This is a genomic window from Xanthomonas bonasiae (assembly GCF_017163705.1).
Lineage (GTDB): Bacteria > Pseudomonadota > Gammaproteobacteria > Xanthomonadales > Xanthomonadaceae > Xanthomonas_A > Xanthomonas_A bonasiae.
In genome coordinates this window covers 39,248-54,609 of the sequence record NZ_JAFIWB010000019.1, presented here as the reverse complement: position 1 = coordinate 54,609, position 15,362 = coordinate 39,248, and the positions used below count along the sequence as shown (strand labels likewise).

General features: G+C 68.2%; 9 protein-coding genes. 4 read left to right on the top strand and 5 right to left on the bottom strand.

Translation table 11 applies throughout. From position 1 onward, the window contains the following. Positions 1 to 49 precede the first annotated feature (49 nt). Entirely contained in the window at positions 50 to 1,726 is a 1,677-nt protein-coding gene (locus JR064_RS15515) for a ShlB/FhaC/HecB family hemolysin secretion/activation protein (RefSeq protein WP_206230333.1), read from the bottom strand. A 446-nt stretch (positions 1,727 to 2,172) separates the two neighbouring features. Here JR064_RS15515 and JR064_RS15510 point away from each other — a divergent pair, with 446 nt between their 5' ends. The 4 genes from JR064_RS15510 (at position 2,173) to pyrF (ending at position 5,914) form a co-directional block, all read left to right on the top strand. Continuing rightward, a complete protein-coding gene (locus tag JR064_RS15510; protein WP_206230332.1) occupies positions 2,173 to 2,790 on the top strand; it encodes a TetR/AcrR family transcriptional regulator in 618 nt (205 codons plus the stop codon). Continuing rightward, the gene (locus tag JR064_RS15505; RefSeq protein ID WP_206230331.1) at positions 2,790 to 4,091 is read left to right on the top strand and encodes an NAD(P)/FAD-dependent oxidoreductase; all 1,302 of its coding nucleotides are present in this window, start codon (positions 2,790 to 2,792) and stop codon (positions 4,089 to 4,091) included. Before JR064_RS15510 ends, JR064_RS15505 begins: the two co-directional genes overlap by 1 nt. Before the next feature lie 195 nt (positions 4,092 to 4,286). Continuing rightward, the gene (locus tag JR064_RS15500; RefSeq protein ID WP_206230330.1) at positions 4,287 to 5,183 is read left to right on the top strand and encodes a 5'-nucleotidase, lipoprotein e(P4) family; all 897 of its coding nucleotides are present in this window, start codon (positions 4,287 to 4,289) and stop codon (positions 5,181 to 5,183) included. Next, the gene (pyrF, locus tag JR064_RS15495) at positions 5,180 to 5,914 is read left to right on the top strand and encodes an orotidine-5'-phosphate decarboxylase (RefSeq protein ID WP_179570085.1); all 735 of its coding nucleotides are present in this window, start codon (positions 5,180 to 5,182) and stop codon (positions 5,912 to 5,914) included. The genes JR064_RS15500 and pyrF overlap by 4 nt, the downstream gene beginning before the upstream one ends. A gap of 203 nt (positions 5,915 to 6,117) precedes the next feature. Here pyrF and JR064_RS15490 read toward each other — a convergent pair whose 3' ends face one another. The 4 genes from JR064_RS15490 to JR064_RS15475 form a co-directional block, all read right to left on the bottom strand. Then, positions 6,118 to 7,635: a tryptophan halogenase family protein gene (locus tag JR064_RS15490; protein WP_206230329.1), complete on the bottom strand. Its 1,518-nt coding sequence runs from the start codon at positions 7,633 to 7,635 to the stop codon at positions 6,118 to 6,120. Between the two features lie 119 nt (positions 7,636 to 7,754). Beyond that, positions 7,755 to 10,778, bottom strand: coding sequence for a TonB-dependent receptor domain-containing protein (locus tag JR064_RS15485; protein WP_206230328.1), 3,024 nt, complete (start codon positions 10,776 to 10,778; stop codon positions 7,755 to 7,757). Between the two features lie 91 nt (positions 10,779 to 10,869). Beyond that, the gene (locus JR064_RS15480) at positions 10,870 to 11,916 is read right to left on the bottom strand and encodes a LacI family DNA-binding transcriptional regulator (RefSeq protein ID WP_425510304.1); all 1,047 of its coding nucleotides are present in this window, start codon (positions 11,914 to 11,916) and stop codon (positions 10,870 to 10,872) included. 8 nt (positions 11,917 to 11,924) lie between these two features. Then, the gene (locus JR064_RS15475; protein WP_206230326.1) at positions 11,925 to 14,990 is read right to left on the bottom strand and encodes a galactose-binding domain-containing protein; all 3,066 of its coding nucleotides are present in this window, start codon (positions 14,988 to 14,990) and stop codon (positions 11,925 to 11,927) included. Positions 14,991 to 15,362 lie beyond the last annotated feature (372 nt).

Here is a 15,362-nt window from a genome sequence, read left to right as displayed (position 1 = left end):
TGGGCGCTCAAAAAAACAAAAACCCGGTCCGCCCAGCGGCGGCCCAGGGTCAGAACTGATAGGTCACACGCACGCCGTAGGCCGGCTGCGCGGTATCGAAATCGCGTGGTGCGTGCAGATCCCAGCCGGCGAAGCCGTCCCAGCTGAGTCCGCCGCGCGCGCCGCGCACGCCGACGAAAGCGCCGACCAGGCTGCGTCCGTCCTGCCCGCTGGCGCTGGGGCCACCGATGCGGCCGGCATCCATGCCCAGGTACGGGACGATGCCCAGGCGCTGCACCGGCAGATTGAGCGTGTTGCGCCAGTACGCGCCGCGTTCCGCGCCGAGGGTGCGTTCGCCATCGAAGCCGCGCACGCTGTAGCGCCCGCCGATGCTGATGAACTCCGAGCCGAGCAGCAGCTGCGAGGCAGTCTGCGCATGCAGGCTGCTGTCCCAGCTGGCGGCAATGCTGCCGAGCTTGAACGGCAGCCCGGTGCTCACATCCAGCGTGGTGACGCCGTAGCGGAAGCTGGGGAAACCCACCGCCGGGTCGTAGCCGGTCCATTGCCCGTCGAACCAGGGCGTGCCGCGGCGGTGCGCCAGGCGCAGGTCCAGCTGCATCGGTCCCAGGTAACGGCGGTGGCTGAGGTAGGCCTCGGCGCTGGTGGTGTGGCGGCGCTGGATGCCGATCTCGATGCCGTCCAGGTAGCTGCGCGCCTCGCGCTTGGCCACGACCACGCCGGCGGTGGTCTTGCTGCTGCCGTTGCGATGGACGACGCGCTGCAGGTCGAGCTGGGCACTGTTGGATTCGCCGCTGGACTGGAAGCTCTGCAGGTAGCCGTCCACGCGCTGGTGGTAGCGGTAGGACGACAGCGACAGCGCGAACGTCCACCAGCCCCACGGCACGCTGTAGCTGAGGCTGTTGCCGCGCGTGCCGCGCTCGGCACCGTGATCCACCAGGTCGTGGTTGTAGCCGATCGACAGCAGGTCGTTGATGCCCAGCGGCGCGTCCAGCGCGAAGTCGATCCCGCCCTGCGCACGGCCGGTGGCGCGCACGCCGGAGTCGTCGGCGTTGAGCACGCTGCGCCAGCGCCGGCTGTGCTGCAGGGTGATCACCAGGTCCGATTCGCCAGGCTGCTCGCCCGGGGCGATGTCGATCTTGGCGTCCTGCGAGGGCACCCGCTTGAACTGCTCCACGGCCTGCTCGATCGCGCGCAGGTCGACCAGGTCGCCCGGCCGCAGCGGCAAGGCGCTGCGCCAGAACGCACGGCCATCGGCAGACTCAACGCGGACCTGGCGCAAGCGGCCGGGCATCAGCTCGAAGCGCAGGCGGCCGCTGGACAGGTCCTGCTCGGGCACGCCGATGCGGGTGGTGACCAGGCCGCGTGCGACCAGCTGGTCGAGCGCGCGGCGGCGGATCAGATCGATGCCCTCGCGGCCGATGCAGCGCCCCTGGTACTGACGCAGGGACAGCCACAGCCAGGCGAAGCGCGCGCCATCGGCGCCGGCGCCGCCCAACTGGATGCGCTGGATCGGGAAGCACAGGGTTTCGGTGGGCAGCGCGATGCTGCGCATGTCGGCGGGAGCCACGGCCTCACGCGGGCCGGCAAACGGCGCCTGCCGGTCCTGTTCCTGCTTGCGCTGCACTTCCTCGGCCTGGCGCAGCTGTTCCTGGCGGTCCAGCGTAGTGGGCGGGTCCTGGGCCTGGGCGGACAGCGCACAGCCTGCCCAGGCGCCTACGGCCAGCACGGCACGGAACGTTGCTTTTTTCCACGGCACTACGGCAGTCCCCTGTTACGCATCCGGCGTCTCCCTGCCTGCGCAGGGCGTCGTTCGCATCCTTCCGACTTGCGCTGCACGTCGCGTGCAGGCAGCGCGAACTGTGGTGCACACCACGGGAACCGAGAATCCGGGTGGCCCCGGCGCGCTGTCGGGAGATTCCCTAACGCTCGGGGGATTGCGTGACTCACACCCCGTTTGATATGGAACGGCTGCGCTCTTGCCTGTATTTGTCTACGAAACGCACCATCCGGCGTTTTCCAAGCGCCTAGGGAGTTTCCTTGGTTGCCTGACAGCATGGCGCTCCGCCATCCAGGCTCCATCGGCGCGTTGCTGAAAAATAGATTGAATGTTCATTCTAGTATGAACATACTACGCGAGAACGCTGTAAGCCCAGGCCCCCAAGGAGCAGACCGATGACCACATTGCCGCCTAAGCAGCAGGAGTCCGACAAAAGCGAACTCCGGCGCCGCCAGGTTCTCGATGCCGCGACCGAGTGCTTCCGCCGCGAGGGGTTCCACGGGAGCAGCATCGCGCGGATCTCGAAAGTCGCCGGGATGAGCCCTGGCCACATCTACCACTACTTCGCCAACAAGGAAGCCATCGTCGAGGCGATCGCCGAGCGCGAGCGGGACGAGATGGCCGAGTTGCTGCTGAAGATGGAGCAGGATCGTGTCGGCGGCGACCTGGTCGCGCGCCTGACCCGACACACCGCGGAGGTGGTCGAACGCAACAGCGATCCGGCGACCGTCGGGCTGATGCTCGAACTCGGTGCGGAGGCCGCCAGGAACCCGGCGATCGCACGGATCCTCTATCGCACCGACCAAGCCATCGCGCGCCAGTTCTCCGCGCTGGTCGATCGCATCGGCGCTCCGGCCTGGCTCGACGCGCAGGAATTGCAGTTGCGTACCGGAATGCTCGCGACCCTGTTCCGGGGGCTGGCAATGCGGGCGTTATTAGAGCCTGATCGGGATCAGGCCGCGACCGTACGCCTGGTCAACGAGATCGTGCAACTGCTCCTGGGAGAACGCTGATGGCCGGTACCGCCGAATCGTTGCCGCGCATCGCCATCGTCGGCGCTGGCATCGCCGGGCTGGTGCTGGCCACCCGTCTGGGCCATCGACTGGGCAAGCGCGGCAAGGCCAGGATCCTGCTGATCGACCGCGAGCCGACCCATGTGTGGAAGCCGATGCTGCACACGTTCGCGGCCGGGACGTGGAACATCTACCAGCAGCAGGTACAGCTCCTCGCCCATGCCAGGACGCACCATTTCGACTATGTGCCCGGGCAGCTCGACCACATCGATCCACCAGGCCGGCGCCTGCGCCTGGCGCCGCTCGTGCTCTCCGGCGAAACGATCGCCAAGGCGCGCGATGTCCCGTTCGATGTCGCCGTCCTGGCGTACGGAAGCCGCGCAAACGACTTCGGCACGCCCGGGGTCATGCAGTACTGCCACTTCATCGATGGGCAGCAGCAGGCCGATGCGTTCAACATGCGGCTGCGCGCCTACGTCGCGCGCAGCTTCTCGGGCGTGGGCGAGGTGCAGATCGCGATCGTCGGTGGGGGCGCGACCGGCGTCGAACTCGCCGCCGAGCTCAGCAGGATGATCGACCTGGCCTCCGGCTATGGGGCGAACGGCATCCAGACGCGCCTGCGCTTGACGCTTCTGGAGAGCGGACCGCGCATCCTCGGCGCATTTCCGGACGATGTCGCTGCCTCCGCCACCGCGCAGTTGCGCGCGCTGGGAGTGGATGTACGCACCGGCGTGCGTGTCGTCAGCGCCGATGCCGCTGGATTCGCGCTTGCCGATGGTGGACGCGTGGAGGCACCGCTCAAGGTTTGGGCAGCGGGGATCCGTGCTTCGAGCGCGCTTGTCGAGAGCGGTTTCCAGTTGAATGGCGCTGGCCAGATTGTCGTTGCGGACAACTTGGTGGTCGAAGGACAACAGCGGATATTCGCGTTGGGCGATTGCGCCAGCCTTATTCCGGAAGGCGCCGCGCGGCCACTTCCGGCCACAGCCCAGGTCGCCAACCAGCAGGCATTGCATCTGGCTAGGCACCTTCCAGCGTATCTGCTGGAAGGCAGGGGGCCACCTGCGTTCCGCTTCCGTGACCTGGGGTCTTTGGTCTCGCTCAGCGACTACAACGCGTTCGGAACGCTAGGGCGCTTCGGGTTCTTCCGGGCCCGCTTCATCAAGGGCCGCTTCGCACAGTTGAGCCACGCCTGGTTGTACCGCCAACACCAGGTCTCGCTGCATGGCGTTCCGCGCGCCGCGCTGCTCTGGGTCGCAGAGCGCATCAACGCCATGGTGCGCCCCAGGATCCGCCTCAGTTGAGCTCCGACCGCTTGTCCGGCAATCGCTCATGCAGGCGTGGCTGGCCCATCACGATCTGGCTGCTGCACGGACGCAGTAGACAATTGCCGAGCCCCGCGGCGATTTTGCCGCGACCGGCGTTTGCCGTCGCCGTGCTACGACGGCGAGCGCAACCGGCTAAAATCGGCGGACTAATTCGCTAGGTCCCCGCGCCCGATGACCCCGATCGCCCGCACCGCACTGGCCTGCGCCGTGCTCGCCCTGTCCGCCTGCAAGCCGCAGGCGCCGGCCACCGATGCCGCGGCGACGCCGGCCGCCAAGACCGCCGACACCGCCGTGGCCGGCGACGACAACCTCAACGCGGTGCTGTGGATGCAGCGCTCGGCCGAATACCGGGCCGTGGCCGAGCAGACCTACCGCGCCGCCGCCGACCGCCTGGATGCGGCGCTGAAGGAGCCGAACTGGGACGCGCTGGTGCCGGAGGAGCGCGGCAACACCGCGGCCGGGCTGAAGCCGGCGGTGGTGATGGACGTGGACGAGACGGTGCTGGACAACTCCCCGTACCAGGCGCGGCTGATCCGCAACGGCAAGGAATACGACGAGGTCAGCTGGGACCAGTGGGTGGCCGAGAAGAAGGCCAAGCCGATCCCCGGCGTGGTCGATTTCGCCAAGGCGGCCACCGCCAAGGGCATCACCGTGCTGTACGTGTCCAACCGCGCGGTGCACCTGACCGACGCGACCCTGGCCAACCTGCGCAGCGCCGGCCTGCCGGTGGCCGACAACAGCGTGCTGCTGGGCCTGGGCACGGTGGTCAAGGACTGCGAGCAGAACGGCTCGGAGAAGAACTGCCGGCGCAAGCTGGTCGGCCAGCAGTACCGCGTGCTGATGCAGTTCGGCGACCAGCTCGGCGATTTCGTGCAGGTCGTGGCCAACACCCCGGACGGCCGCGCACAGCTGCTGCAGCAGTACCACGACTGGTTCGGCGAGCGCTGGTGGATGCTGCCCAACCCCAGCTACGGCTCCTGGGAACCGGCGCTGTTCAACAACGACTTCGCGCAGCCGCGCGCCGCGCGCCACCAGGCCAAGCGCGACGCGCTGGAGCTGGCGCAGTGAGCCGCGCGCCGCTGGCGCTGGAGGCGCGCGAACGGCTGATCTTCGCCCTGGACGTGCCCGGCCGCGCCGAGGCGATCGAGTGGATCGAGCGGCTCGACGACGCGGTGGCGTTCTACAAGATCGGCATGGAGCTGCTGGCCTCCGGCGAATACTTCGACGTGCTGGAGACCCTGGCCGCGCGCGGCAAGCGCGTGTTCGTGGACCTGAAGTTCTTCGACATCCCGGCCACCGTCGGCGGGGTGATCCGGCGCCTGTCGCAGTGGCCGGTGGACTACTGCACGATCCACGGCTGGCATCCGGCGATGATGCAGGCCGCGGCCGCGGCCAATGGCGGCGACATGCGCCTGCTGGCGGTGACCGTGCTGACCTCGATGGGCCGCGCCGACCTGGCGTCGATGGGCATCGACCGCGAACCGCAGGACGTCGTGGTGGAACGCGCCCTGGCCGCGCAGGCCGCCGGCATCGACGGGGTGATCGCCTCCGGCCAGGAAGCGGCGCCGATCCGCCGCGCCACCGGTGCCGGCTTCTCGATCGTGTGTCCGGGCATCCGCCCCGGCGGCCCGGTCGGCGACGACCAGCAGCGCACCGTCGGTGTGGCCCAGGCCTTCGCCGATGGCGCCGATGCGATCGTGGTCGGCCGCCCGATCCGCCAGGCCGCCGATCCGCGCGCCGCGGCCGAAGCGATCCAGCACGAGATCGCCGCGACCCTGGCGCATGCGGCGGCGCGTTGATCGATCAATAAATATCAACGACTTAGCTAATAAAACTTAAACCATTGCATTAGCTGCGCACTGCCGGTAGCATGCGCAGCGTCCGGCGTTGCCGGAGATGCGCCACAAACCGTTCTCCGGCTTCGGTCGGATTTTGAAGAGGCCCGCGCCTTGGTGCGCGAGGCCTCTTTTTTTACGCCCGGCACGCGATCCGGGCAGCCCGCTCAGCGTGGCGCGGCGGCGCAGTAGCGGTCGATGAAGGCCTGGTGCGGCGGCATCGCGTCCACGCAATGGCCGATGGTCTGCTCGATGCTGGCGACGAAGCGTTCGATGTCCGCGGCCGGCACCTGGTCCACCAGCGGGTGGTAGGCGCGCGGCAGGATGCCCTGCCCGACCATCACCTGCACCCAACTGATCTCGGCGAACATCTCCTCGCCGTTGCGGTAGAAGCGGCCGCTGTCGGCGAACAGGTCCAGCGTCGCCTGCAGCTCCGGGGTGATCGCCATGCTGCGGCACTGCCGCCAGAAGTCGCTGTCGTCGCGCTCGGTGGCGGTGTAGTGCAGCACCAGGAAATCGCGGATGCGGTCGAACTCGAAGGCGATGCGGTCGTTGTAGCGCTGCACCAGCACCGGGCTGATGCTCTCGCGCGGGAACAGCTCCAGCAGCTTGGAGATGCCCGACTGGATCAGGTGGATGCTGGTGGATTCCAGCGGTTCCATGAAGCCGCTGGCCAGGCCCAGCGCGACCACGTTGCGGTTCCACACCTGCTTGCGGCGCCCGGTGACGAAGCGCAGCGGGCGCGGATCGGCCAGCGCCGCGCCGTCCAGGTTGGCCAGCAGCGTGGCTGCGGCTTCGTCGTCGCTGATGTGCGCGCTGGAATACACGTAGCCGTTGCCGGTGCGGTGCTGCAGCGGGATGCGCCACTGCCAGCCGGCCGCGCGCGCGGTGGCGCGGGTGTACGGCGTCGGCGGGCCGACCTTGGCGCAGGGCACCGCCAGCGCGCGGTCGCACGGCAGCCAGTGGGTGAAATCGTGATAGCCGGTATGCAGCGCCTGCTCGATCAGCAGGCCGCGGAAACCGGAGCAGTCGATGAACAGGTCGCCGGCGATCGTGTCGCCCGAGGCCAGCCGCACCGAGAGCACATCGCCCGATTCCGGATGCAGCTGCACCTCCTCGACGATGCCTTCGCGCCGGGTCACCCCGCGCTGCTCGGAAAAGCGGCGCAGGAACGCCGCGTACAGCGAGGCGTCGAAATGGTAGGCGTAGGCGATGTTGGCCAGCGGCGAGTTGGGCGGCGCGTCGCTGGCCGAGGTCATGAACTTGCCGCGCTTGGCGGCCACGGTGTTGAGCGTGTAGGCGCCCAGCGGCTTGGCCTTGCCGGCCAGCGCCTGCTTGAACCAGTACTGCTGGAACGGCAGCAGCCCGAGCGAATGCCCGATCTCGGTGCCGAAGCCGTGGATGTAGGAGGTGCCCGGCCGGTGCCAGTCGACGAACTCGATGCCGAGCTTGAAGCTGCCCTGGGTCTGGCGCACGAACTCGGCTTCGTTGATGCCGAGCAGATTGTTGAAGGCCTTGATGTGCGGCACGGTGGCCTCGCCGACGCCGACGATGCCGATCTGTTCCGATTCGATCAGGGTGATGCGGTAGTCCGGGCCCAGCACGCGCGCCAGCGCGGCGGCGGCCATCCAGCCGGCGGTACCGCCGCCGACGATGACCAGGTTGCGGAGAGGGGCGGCGATCATGCGTGCGCGGTCCTGTGCGGAAAGAAGGGAGTATCCGATACGCGAACGGGGCCAAGCGGCCCCGTCCGGAAAAACCCCACGCGCGCCGGTCGGGCACGCGCGTGGGCGATGGCGGTGGATCAGAACTTGGCGCCGATCTCGAAGGTCACGGTGCGCGGCACGTAGTTGATGTCGCCGGTCCTGTTGATGGTGATGTCCGGCTCGAAGTTCCCGTTGCTGCCCCAACCGTTGTAAGCATACGAGGAGTAGTTCTTGAAGTTGAAGGCGTTGAGCAGGTTGATGCGCGCCGACAGCTTGAAGTCGTTGTACACGGCGAAGTCCTTGGTGGCCTGGAAGTCGACGGTACGGTAGCCCCAGATCTTGCCGCCAACCAGGAACTTGCCACTGCCCGGGGGCGTGACGCCGACCTGCTGGCACGTGCCATTGTCCGCATCGACCCTGCCGTAGCAGGCGATTTCGTTGATGGGCTCCGGGGTCGCCAACACCACCTTGGCGCCGAAGGTCACGCCCCACGGGCCATCGATCGAACCCGACGCGACGAAACGATGCGCCGACGCTGCGTCGGACTTCACGAATGGATAGTCGCGAATGGTCGGCTTGTCGAACGCGTATGGCTCGTCGATCTTGCGGTTCTGGCGCGCGCTGGTGTGGGTGTAGGACAGCGTCAAACCCCATCCCGATTCCTTGGTGTAGGGCTTCTCCGCGGACAACAACACCTGGCTGCTGCGCTGCTCCAGACCGTTGTTGCCGATGATCGTGTTCTGGTAGCCGGGCACCGGCTCGCCCCACGGCGCGGCGCCGGTCGCATCGAAGTACGCGCCGTCGGGGTAGCGGTTGATCAGCGACATCACGAAGCCGTCGTAGCTCAGGATGCGCTGGAAGGTCACATCCGTCAGCCAGTCGCCAACCTGGTTGCTGATGCCGATGCTGTACTGGTCGCTGTAAGGGGTCTTGATCTTGTTGTTGAACATGAACAATTCGGCGCTGCCACTGACGCCGGGAATGGTGTTGAGTTGATCCACGCCCTGCAGGAACCTGGGATCCCAATCGAAGCAAACGCGGTCGGCCTTGTAGCAGGACGAGGCGGCGGGATCCTTGAAGTACACCACCACCGGCGATAGCGCCGCCTTGCTGGTTTCCAAGGCCAGCTGTTCGAACAGGTTGCGGTCGTAGGACCGGCCGGCACCGCCGTGCAGCACTGCGGTCTCGTCGCCGAAGAAGTCGTAGGAGAAGCCCAGGCGTGGCGCCCAGGCATCCTTGAAGTTCTTGCGGTTGTTACCGGTGCTGATGTAGTTAGCCGCATTGATGCCGCTGGGCAGCAGGCGGTCGGCCCACGGATGGCCCGGGTTATCCGGATCGTCGCCGTACAGTGCGTCGACGAACGCCTGCGAGGTCACGAAATCCGTATAAGCCGGATTCTTCTCGTAGTCCCAGCGCACGCCGACGTTGATCATCAGCTTGTCGGTCGCGGCCCAGTCGTCCTGGATGTAGATGCCGTACTGCTTGGACGGCGACTCCACCGTGGCCTTCTGGCCCGGCGTGGTGTACGGCGCGATGAAATCCACTCGGTACGGGATGGAGGCGACACCGTTGGCATCGACCGAGTAGCTGAATTGCGGATTGAGCGCGGCCGCGTCCTGCGAGGTCAGCTTGATGTCCTTGTAGCTCACGCCCATCTTGATGGTGTGCTCGCCATGCCATTCGAAGCTGGTGAACGTCAGGTCGTTCTGCAGGAACCAGCCCTTCTGACTCTTGCGTTGCACGTTGAGACCGCCGGCCGAGCCGGTTTCCAGATAAGTGTATTCGCCGATGTTCGGGTCGTTATAGTTCAGATACTTGTAAATGATGCCGTTACCGATGCTCTTGGGCGTCGGGTTGTTCTCCGAGTCCTCGGTGCCGACAATCAACTCGTTGAACCAGTTGTCGGCGCTGTGCTGCCAACGCAGGCTGGCGCGCTTATCCTTGTTGACCTTGTTGGTGCCGTGCTCAGGGGTGCTGGTGCCGCCCACGTTGCCGGTCTGGGTTTCATCGCGATACTGCCCGCTCAATTCGATGCGGTCGCGGTCGGTCGGTTCGAAATCGATCTTACCGAAGTACAGGTCTTCGGTGAATGGCATGTTGGCCGCGCCGAGCTGGCTGGACAGGTTGGACGGCAGAAGACCGATCTGAGGCTGTGCATTGGCGTCAGCCTGCACGCTCTTGGGCACCACGTTCTCCTTGCCTTCGTAGGCGACGAAGAAGTGCATGCGGTCCTGCAGGATCGGGCCGCCCAGGGCGAAGCCGTACTCCTTGGTCTGCGAATCGATCTTGCCGTTGTCCTCGTCCGGGCGCTTGTCGCGCAGGTCCTGGTCGGTATAGCGGTAGAACGCCTCGCCGTGGAACTCGTTGGTGCCCGACTTGGTCGCCGCGGTGATCGCCGCGCCGCTGATCTGGCCGTACTCGGCCTTGTAGTTGGAGGTGATGACCTTGTATTCGCCGATCGCCAGCTGCGGGAACGGATTGCCCTGGGTATCGCTCTGGCCGGCGATGCCGCCGCCCTTGACGTAGCTCTTCTGGCCGACGCCATCGATATACAGGTTGCCGGCACTGGCGTTGGAGGCGCCGCCACGCAGCTTGGTATTTCCATTGCCATCGATCTGGAACACCATGCCCGGCACGGTGTCGGCGAACTCGAGGAAGTTGCGCGTGGCCTGCGGCAGCTGCTGGATCTGGCGCAACGAGACAACATTGCCGACCTCGGAGGTCTTGACGTCCTTCATCGACGGCGGCGCCGTGACGTTGACCGTCCCCAGCGTGGTGGCGTCGCCGCTCGGCGCTGCGGCCGTGCCGGCGTCGAGATCGACCGTGGACGAGGAGGCGACCTGCAGCGTCACGCTGCGCTTGACGCCGTTGGCCTCGACCGTATAGCTGCCCGGTGGCAGGCCAATCACGGTGTAGGTGCCGTTGGGCCCCGCCGGCGTACGTCGCACCGAACCGGTGGCGGTATTGGTGACGACCACTTCGGCGCCGGCCTGGGCCTGGCCGCGCAGGATCGCGGTGCTGGTCTGCGCCATCGCCGGCATCGTCGCGAACAGGCTGGTCGCCAGGGCGCAGCACAGCAGGCTGCGTGCGGGCATATTGGAAGCAGAACGCTTTCTCTTCATGACAGAAACCCCTCCCAGGGCAGTAAACGGGTTCATTCGTTGTTTCTTCTAGTTGGATGCAAACGGTAAGGGTGGAGCGCGACGGGCGGTGTCAGTCCATGGCGGGTCCTCGCTGGGCACTGGACGCACGGACGATCAATTGGGGAGCGATATCGGAGGAAAGCGGCGCATCCGCGCCTGCGGTCTGCGGCTCCAGCGCGGCGAGCAGCAGCTGCATCGCGCGCGCGCCGAAGCCGGCGATGTCCACCCGCATCGTGGTCAGCGCCGGGTGCACGTAGCGCGCCATCGGCACGTCGTCGAACCCGGCCAGGGCGATGTCGTCGGGCACGCGCAGGCCGGCGTGAGTGAAGGCGAACAGGCAGCCGAGCGCCATCATGTCGTTGGCCGCGAACACCACGTCCGGACGCTCACCCTGCAGCAGCGCCTGCCCCGCGCGATAGCCGGAGGCTTCGTCGAAATCGCCCGGCAACACCCGCGGCGCCACGTCCGGGCAACGCTCGTGCAGTTCGTCGCGGTAGCCGCGCAGGCGTTCGCGCGCATCGAAGTTGTCGTCCGGCCCGGCGATGAAGGCGATGCGGCGATGGCCGCTGTCCAGCAGGTGGCGGGTCATCGCTCGTGCGCCGCCGTAGTTGTCCACGTTGAGCACCTGCGCGTCGGCGATGCGCTCGGCGCAGTTCATCAGCACCGCCGGCAGCGTGCCGGGCAGCATGTCGGCGGCTTCGTCGGCGTTGGTGCTCAGATAGGGCGACATGATCAGCAGCCCGTCCACGCGCCCGGGCATGCGCCGCACCGCCAGCCGCTGCTCTTCCGGCTCGCCGTGGTAGCTGGACACCAGCAGGTGCAGGCCGCGCTCGCGCGCGACCGTGTCGATGCCGCGGATCAGCTCGGAAAAGAATTCGCCGTGCAGGTCGGGCAGCACCACGCCGATGGTGTGGGTGCGGCGACTGCTGAGGCTGCGCGCGGCATGGTGCGGCACGTAGTGCAGGGTGCGCGCGGCTTCCAGCACGCGCGCGCGCACCGGCTCGGCCACGTGCTGGTGGCCGTTCATGGTGCGCGACACCGTCGCCACCGAGACGTTGGCCAGGCGCGCCACGTCCTTGATGGTGATGCTGGCGCGCTGTTCCGGCGCGTGTGCGATGCGCGGATTCACCAGCGTGCCTCCAGGGTCCGGAACGGCTTGCTCAACACCACCCCGGCGGCGTCGTAGGCGTCGATGCGCCGCCCGTCCACGCGCACCTGCGCCGGCCGCGTGCGCGAGGGCCAGGCCACGCGCACCGCGGTGCCCGCGCGCAGGCCGCTGCCGAGATCGATCCGCAGCACGTCGTCGCGCTGGCGCGCGCGCATGCTCAGCTGGCCATAGGCGGTCGGCAGGCGCTGCACCGCCAGGCCCTCGCCCTCGACCCAGGCCGGCGGCGTGCCCGGCAGCAGCACCAGCGCGTCGTCGCCCTCGTGCATCAGCATGCCGAACACGGTGCGCGCGTACTCGGCGCCGATCCAGGTGTGCGGCATGTCGCCGAGATAGCGCGGGAAACGCGGCCGCGAATGCACCACTTCGGCCAGCACCTGCCATTCGAACGGGCGGCGGTCGCGCAGCATGTCCTGCAGCAGTTCGTCGGCGACCTGCGGCTGGTCCAGGTGCACGTAGGTCAGCACGTTGCGCATCTCGTACGGCGAATACGCCCACAGCGCATTGGGCTGCTTGCGCTTGCGCACGTCGTCGAGATAACGCGCGAAGGTGGTGCGCAGCGCCTGTTCCGGCAGCAGGTCCTGCTGGCCGGTGGGATCCAGCGCGATCGACACGCTGCTCGGATCGCCGTCGCCCAGATCGGCCGCGGCGGGGATGAAGTCGGCGCCCTTCCACGCCATCGTGGCGCGGATCGAGGCGGCCAGCGAGGTGCGCAGCGCGGCGTACTGTTCGCGCGCCCAGGCCGCGGTCGCCGCATCGCCCAGCGACTCGGCCAGCCACGCGCCGTCGTGCCAGCCCTTCAGCGCCCAGTAGTCGTCCCAGTAGCTGTGGGTGGGGCTGGAATAGCCTTCGTGGCTGATCGACGGCGCCAGGATGCCGCGGAAGCGCTCCGGCGCCGGCTGCTCGCCCATGTAACCGGGCACCAGGGTGCGCTCGCGCAGTTCCTGCATGAACTGCATCGCCAGCTTCACCTTCGGCAGGTAGGCGCGCACGCTGTCCGGGCCGCCGTCCAGGCGCGCCACGTCGGCGACCAGGGTGATGTATTCGCCCTGGCTGTCGTATTCCAGGTCCGAGCCGAAGCCGTCGTTGACGCTGCCGTCGTCGTTGAGGATCGGCGACACCAGCCCGTTCGCATGCACCGCGTGGTCGCTGTACCACTGCAGGTAGTCGCGCGCGACCTTGGCCTGGCCCATGCGCAGCAGGATCGCCGAGGTGGCCATGCCGTCGCGGATGAAGGAGCGGTTGTAGTTGCGCGGGCCGGGCTGCATCGCCGGGCCGGTCTGGTTGATCAGCATGTACGCGGCCTGCGCGCGCAGCATGTCGACCAGGCTGGCGTCGGGCAGGCTCAGGCCGACGTTGCCCAACCGGCGTTGCCAGTCGGCGGACACGCGCTCGGCCAGCGCATCGAAGCCGCGGCCCGGGTCGCGCGCCTCGGCGCCGAGCAGCGCGGCGCGATCCAGCGCCGGTGCCGGCGGCAGCCGGCCCTGCGCGTCGGCGCTGGCGGTGCCGAGCGGGAACGCCAGCACCACGTCCTGCTGCGCGCCCGGCGCCAGCGTCACCGCGTAGTTCAGCATCGCTGCGGCAAGGCCGTCGGCGTCGTGCGCATCGCGCTGCGCGGGCAACGTGCCGGCGGCGACGTGGCGGGTGATCTCGGTTTCCCCGTGCGGGCCGAACGCCTCGGCGCCGGCGCCGCTGGGCGCGCTCAGCGATTCCAGCAGCAGGCGGCCGTTGACGCGCACCGCGGCGTCCTCGACGGCGATGTCGTGGATCGGCGACAGGCCGCCGTTCTGCCACGGCGGGTTCATCTGCATCGGCCGCACCAGCAGCGACAGCGTGCCGCTGACCGGGCTGCTGCCGGTATTGCGCAGGCGGTGGCGCAACATCGTCACCGGTTGCCCGCCGTGTTCGATGGTGAAGGTCTCGCTGCGCAGTTCCAGCCCCGGCTGCGGCGACCAGCTCACCGACGGCATCGGCTTCCAGCCATCGCGCAGCGCATGCGTCAGCGCGTGGCCGTCGGCGCCGGCGGCAGTGCCGGAGGCGTCGCGCCACAGCGGCTGCACCAGCGGCGCGCCCTTCCACGCTTCCAGGTTGCCGTATTCGTCGAAGATCGATTTCTGCCGGCCGGCGTGGATGCCGACCGCGGTCCAGTAGGTCTGCTGCATGTGCAGCGAGGCCGGGAACAGCGCGCCCTGGCCGCGCTGCGCGGCAACCTGGTAGCGCTTCATCGGCGTCATCACCGCCTTCGGCCCGAGCAGGCGCAGGCGGCGCAGCGCCGGTGCGGCCGCGCCCGGCACGGCATCCACGCTCAGCCGCAGCGCGCGCGCCTCGACCGGCGCGGTGCCGGCCAGATAGGCGCTGTCGCTCTGCCCGGCCTGCGGATCCTCGGCCAGCGTGCGCCAGCGGCCCGCGGCGTCCTGCGCCTGCAGCCGCGCCGCGCCATGCGCGCCGGCGAATTCGACGATCAGGCCGGCGCTGGCGAAGGCCCTCGGGAACGCGATCTCCAGCTGCCGCGGCTGCGCGCCCTTGCCGGGCATGGCCAGCGCCGCACCGCCTTGCCACAGTGCCGCCGCCGCGCCGGCCGGCACGCCGCGCAGCCGCGCGCTGTCCGCTGCGCCCAGCGGCTCCATCTCGAAGATCGAGATGCCCCAGTCGGCGGTGCGTTCGGGACTGGCCAGGCGCAGGTAGCGCGCGCTACGCGGCGCGAAGAACAGCGTCTCGGTGCCGCCCATCGAATCGGCCATGGTGTAGACCGTGTCCCAGCGCTGGCCGTCGCGCGAGGCCTGCAGCAGGAAACCTTCCGGATTGGCGCTGTCCCATTGCAGGCGCACACCGCCAAGCCGCGCCTCGCGGCCCAGGTCGACCTGGAACCAATGGCCGGGACTGAACGCGCCGCCGGTGCGAGTCGTGGCATCGCCGTCGATCAGGTAGCCGATCGCCTGCGCCTTGACCTGGCTGGAAGAACTGGAGGCGCGCCATGCCTCGCGCGGCGGCAAACGGCCGTCCTGCGCGTACGCGGACAGGGTCATGGCCAGGCCACACAGGACGCCGGCCAGGGCCAATCCGCCACGGCCGCTACCAGCGTGACACAGTGCTCGGAAGATTTCGGACATGTATCGCACTGGGACCCCCGTCCAGTACCACCTCGAGGCAAGGTGGGCGGACGGTAACAGCAACTGCAAGCGGTTACATGATGCGCCGCAACATTGCGCAATGTGGCGGCACACTGTGCGATACACCGACATCGCGCCGACATCGTTGTCTCGACCAGTCCGATCGGGCCAAGAATTGTCCCGGCACGACATCGGTATCCAGCCCCCGACAATCGCCACGACCGCACTGCCAGCGGCGCACGGCTTGCCCGAATCGCGCGCGCCCAGCAAGATGCGGAACGTTTTGGG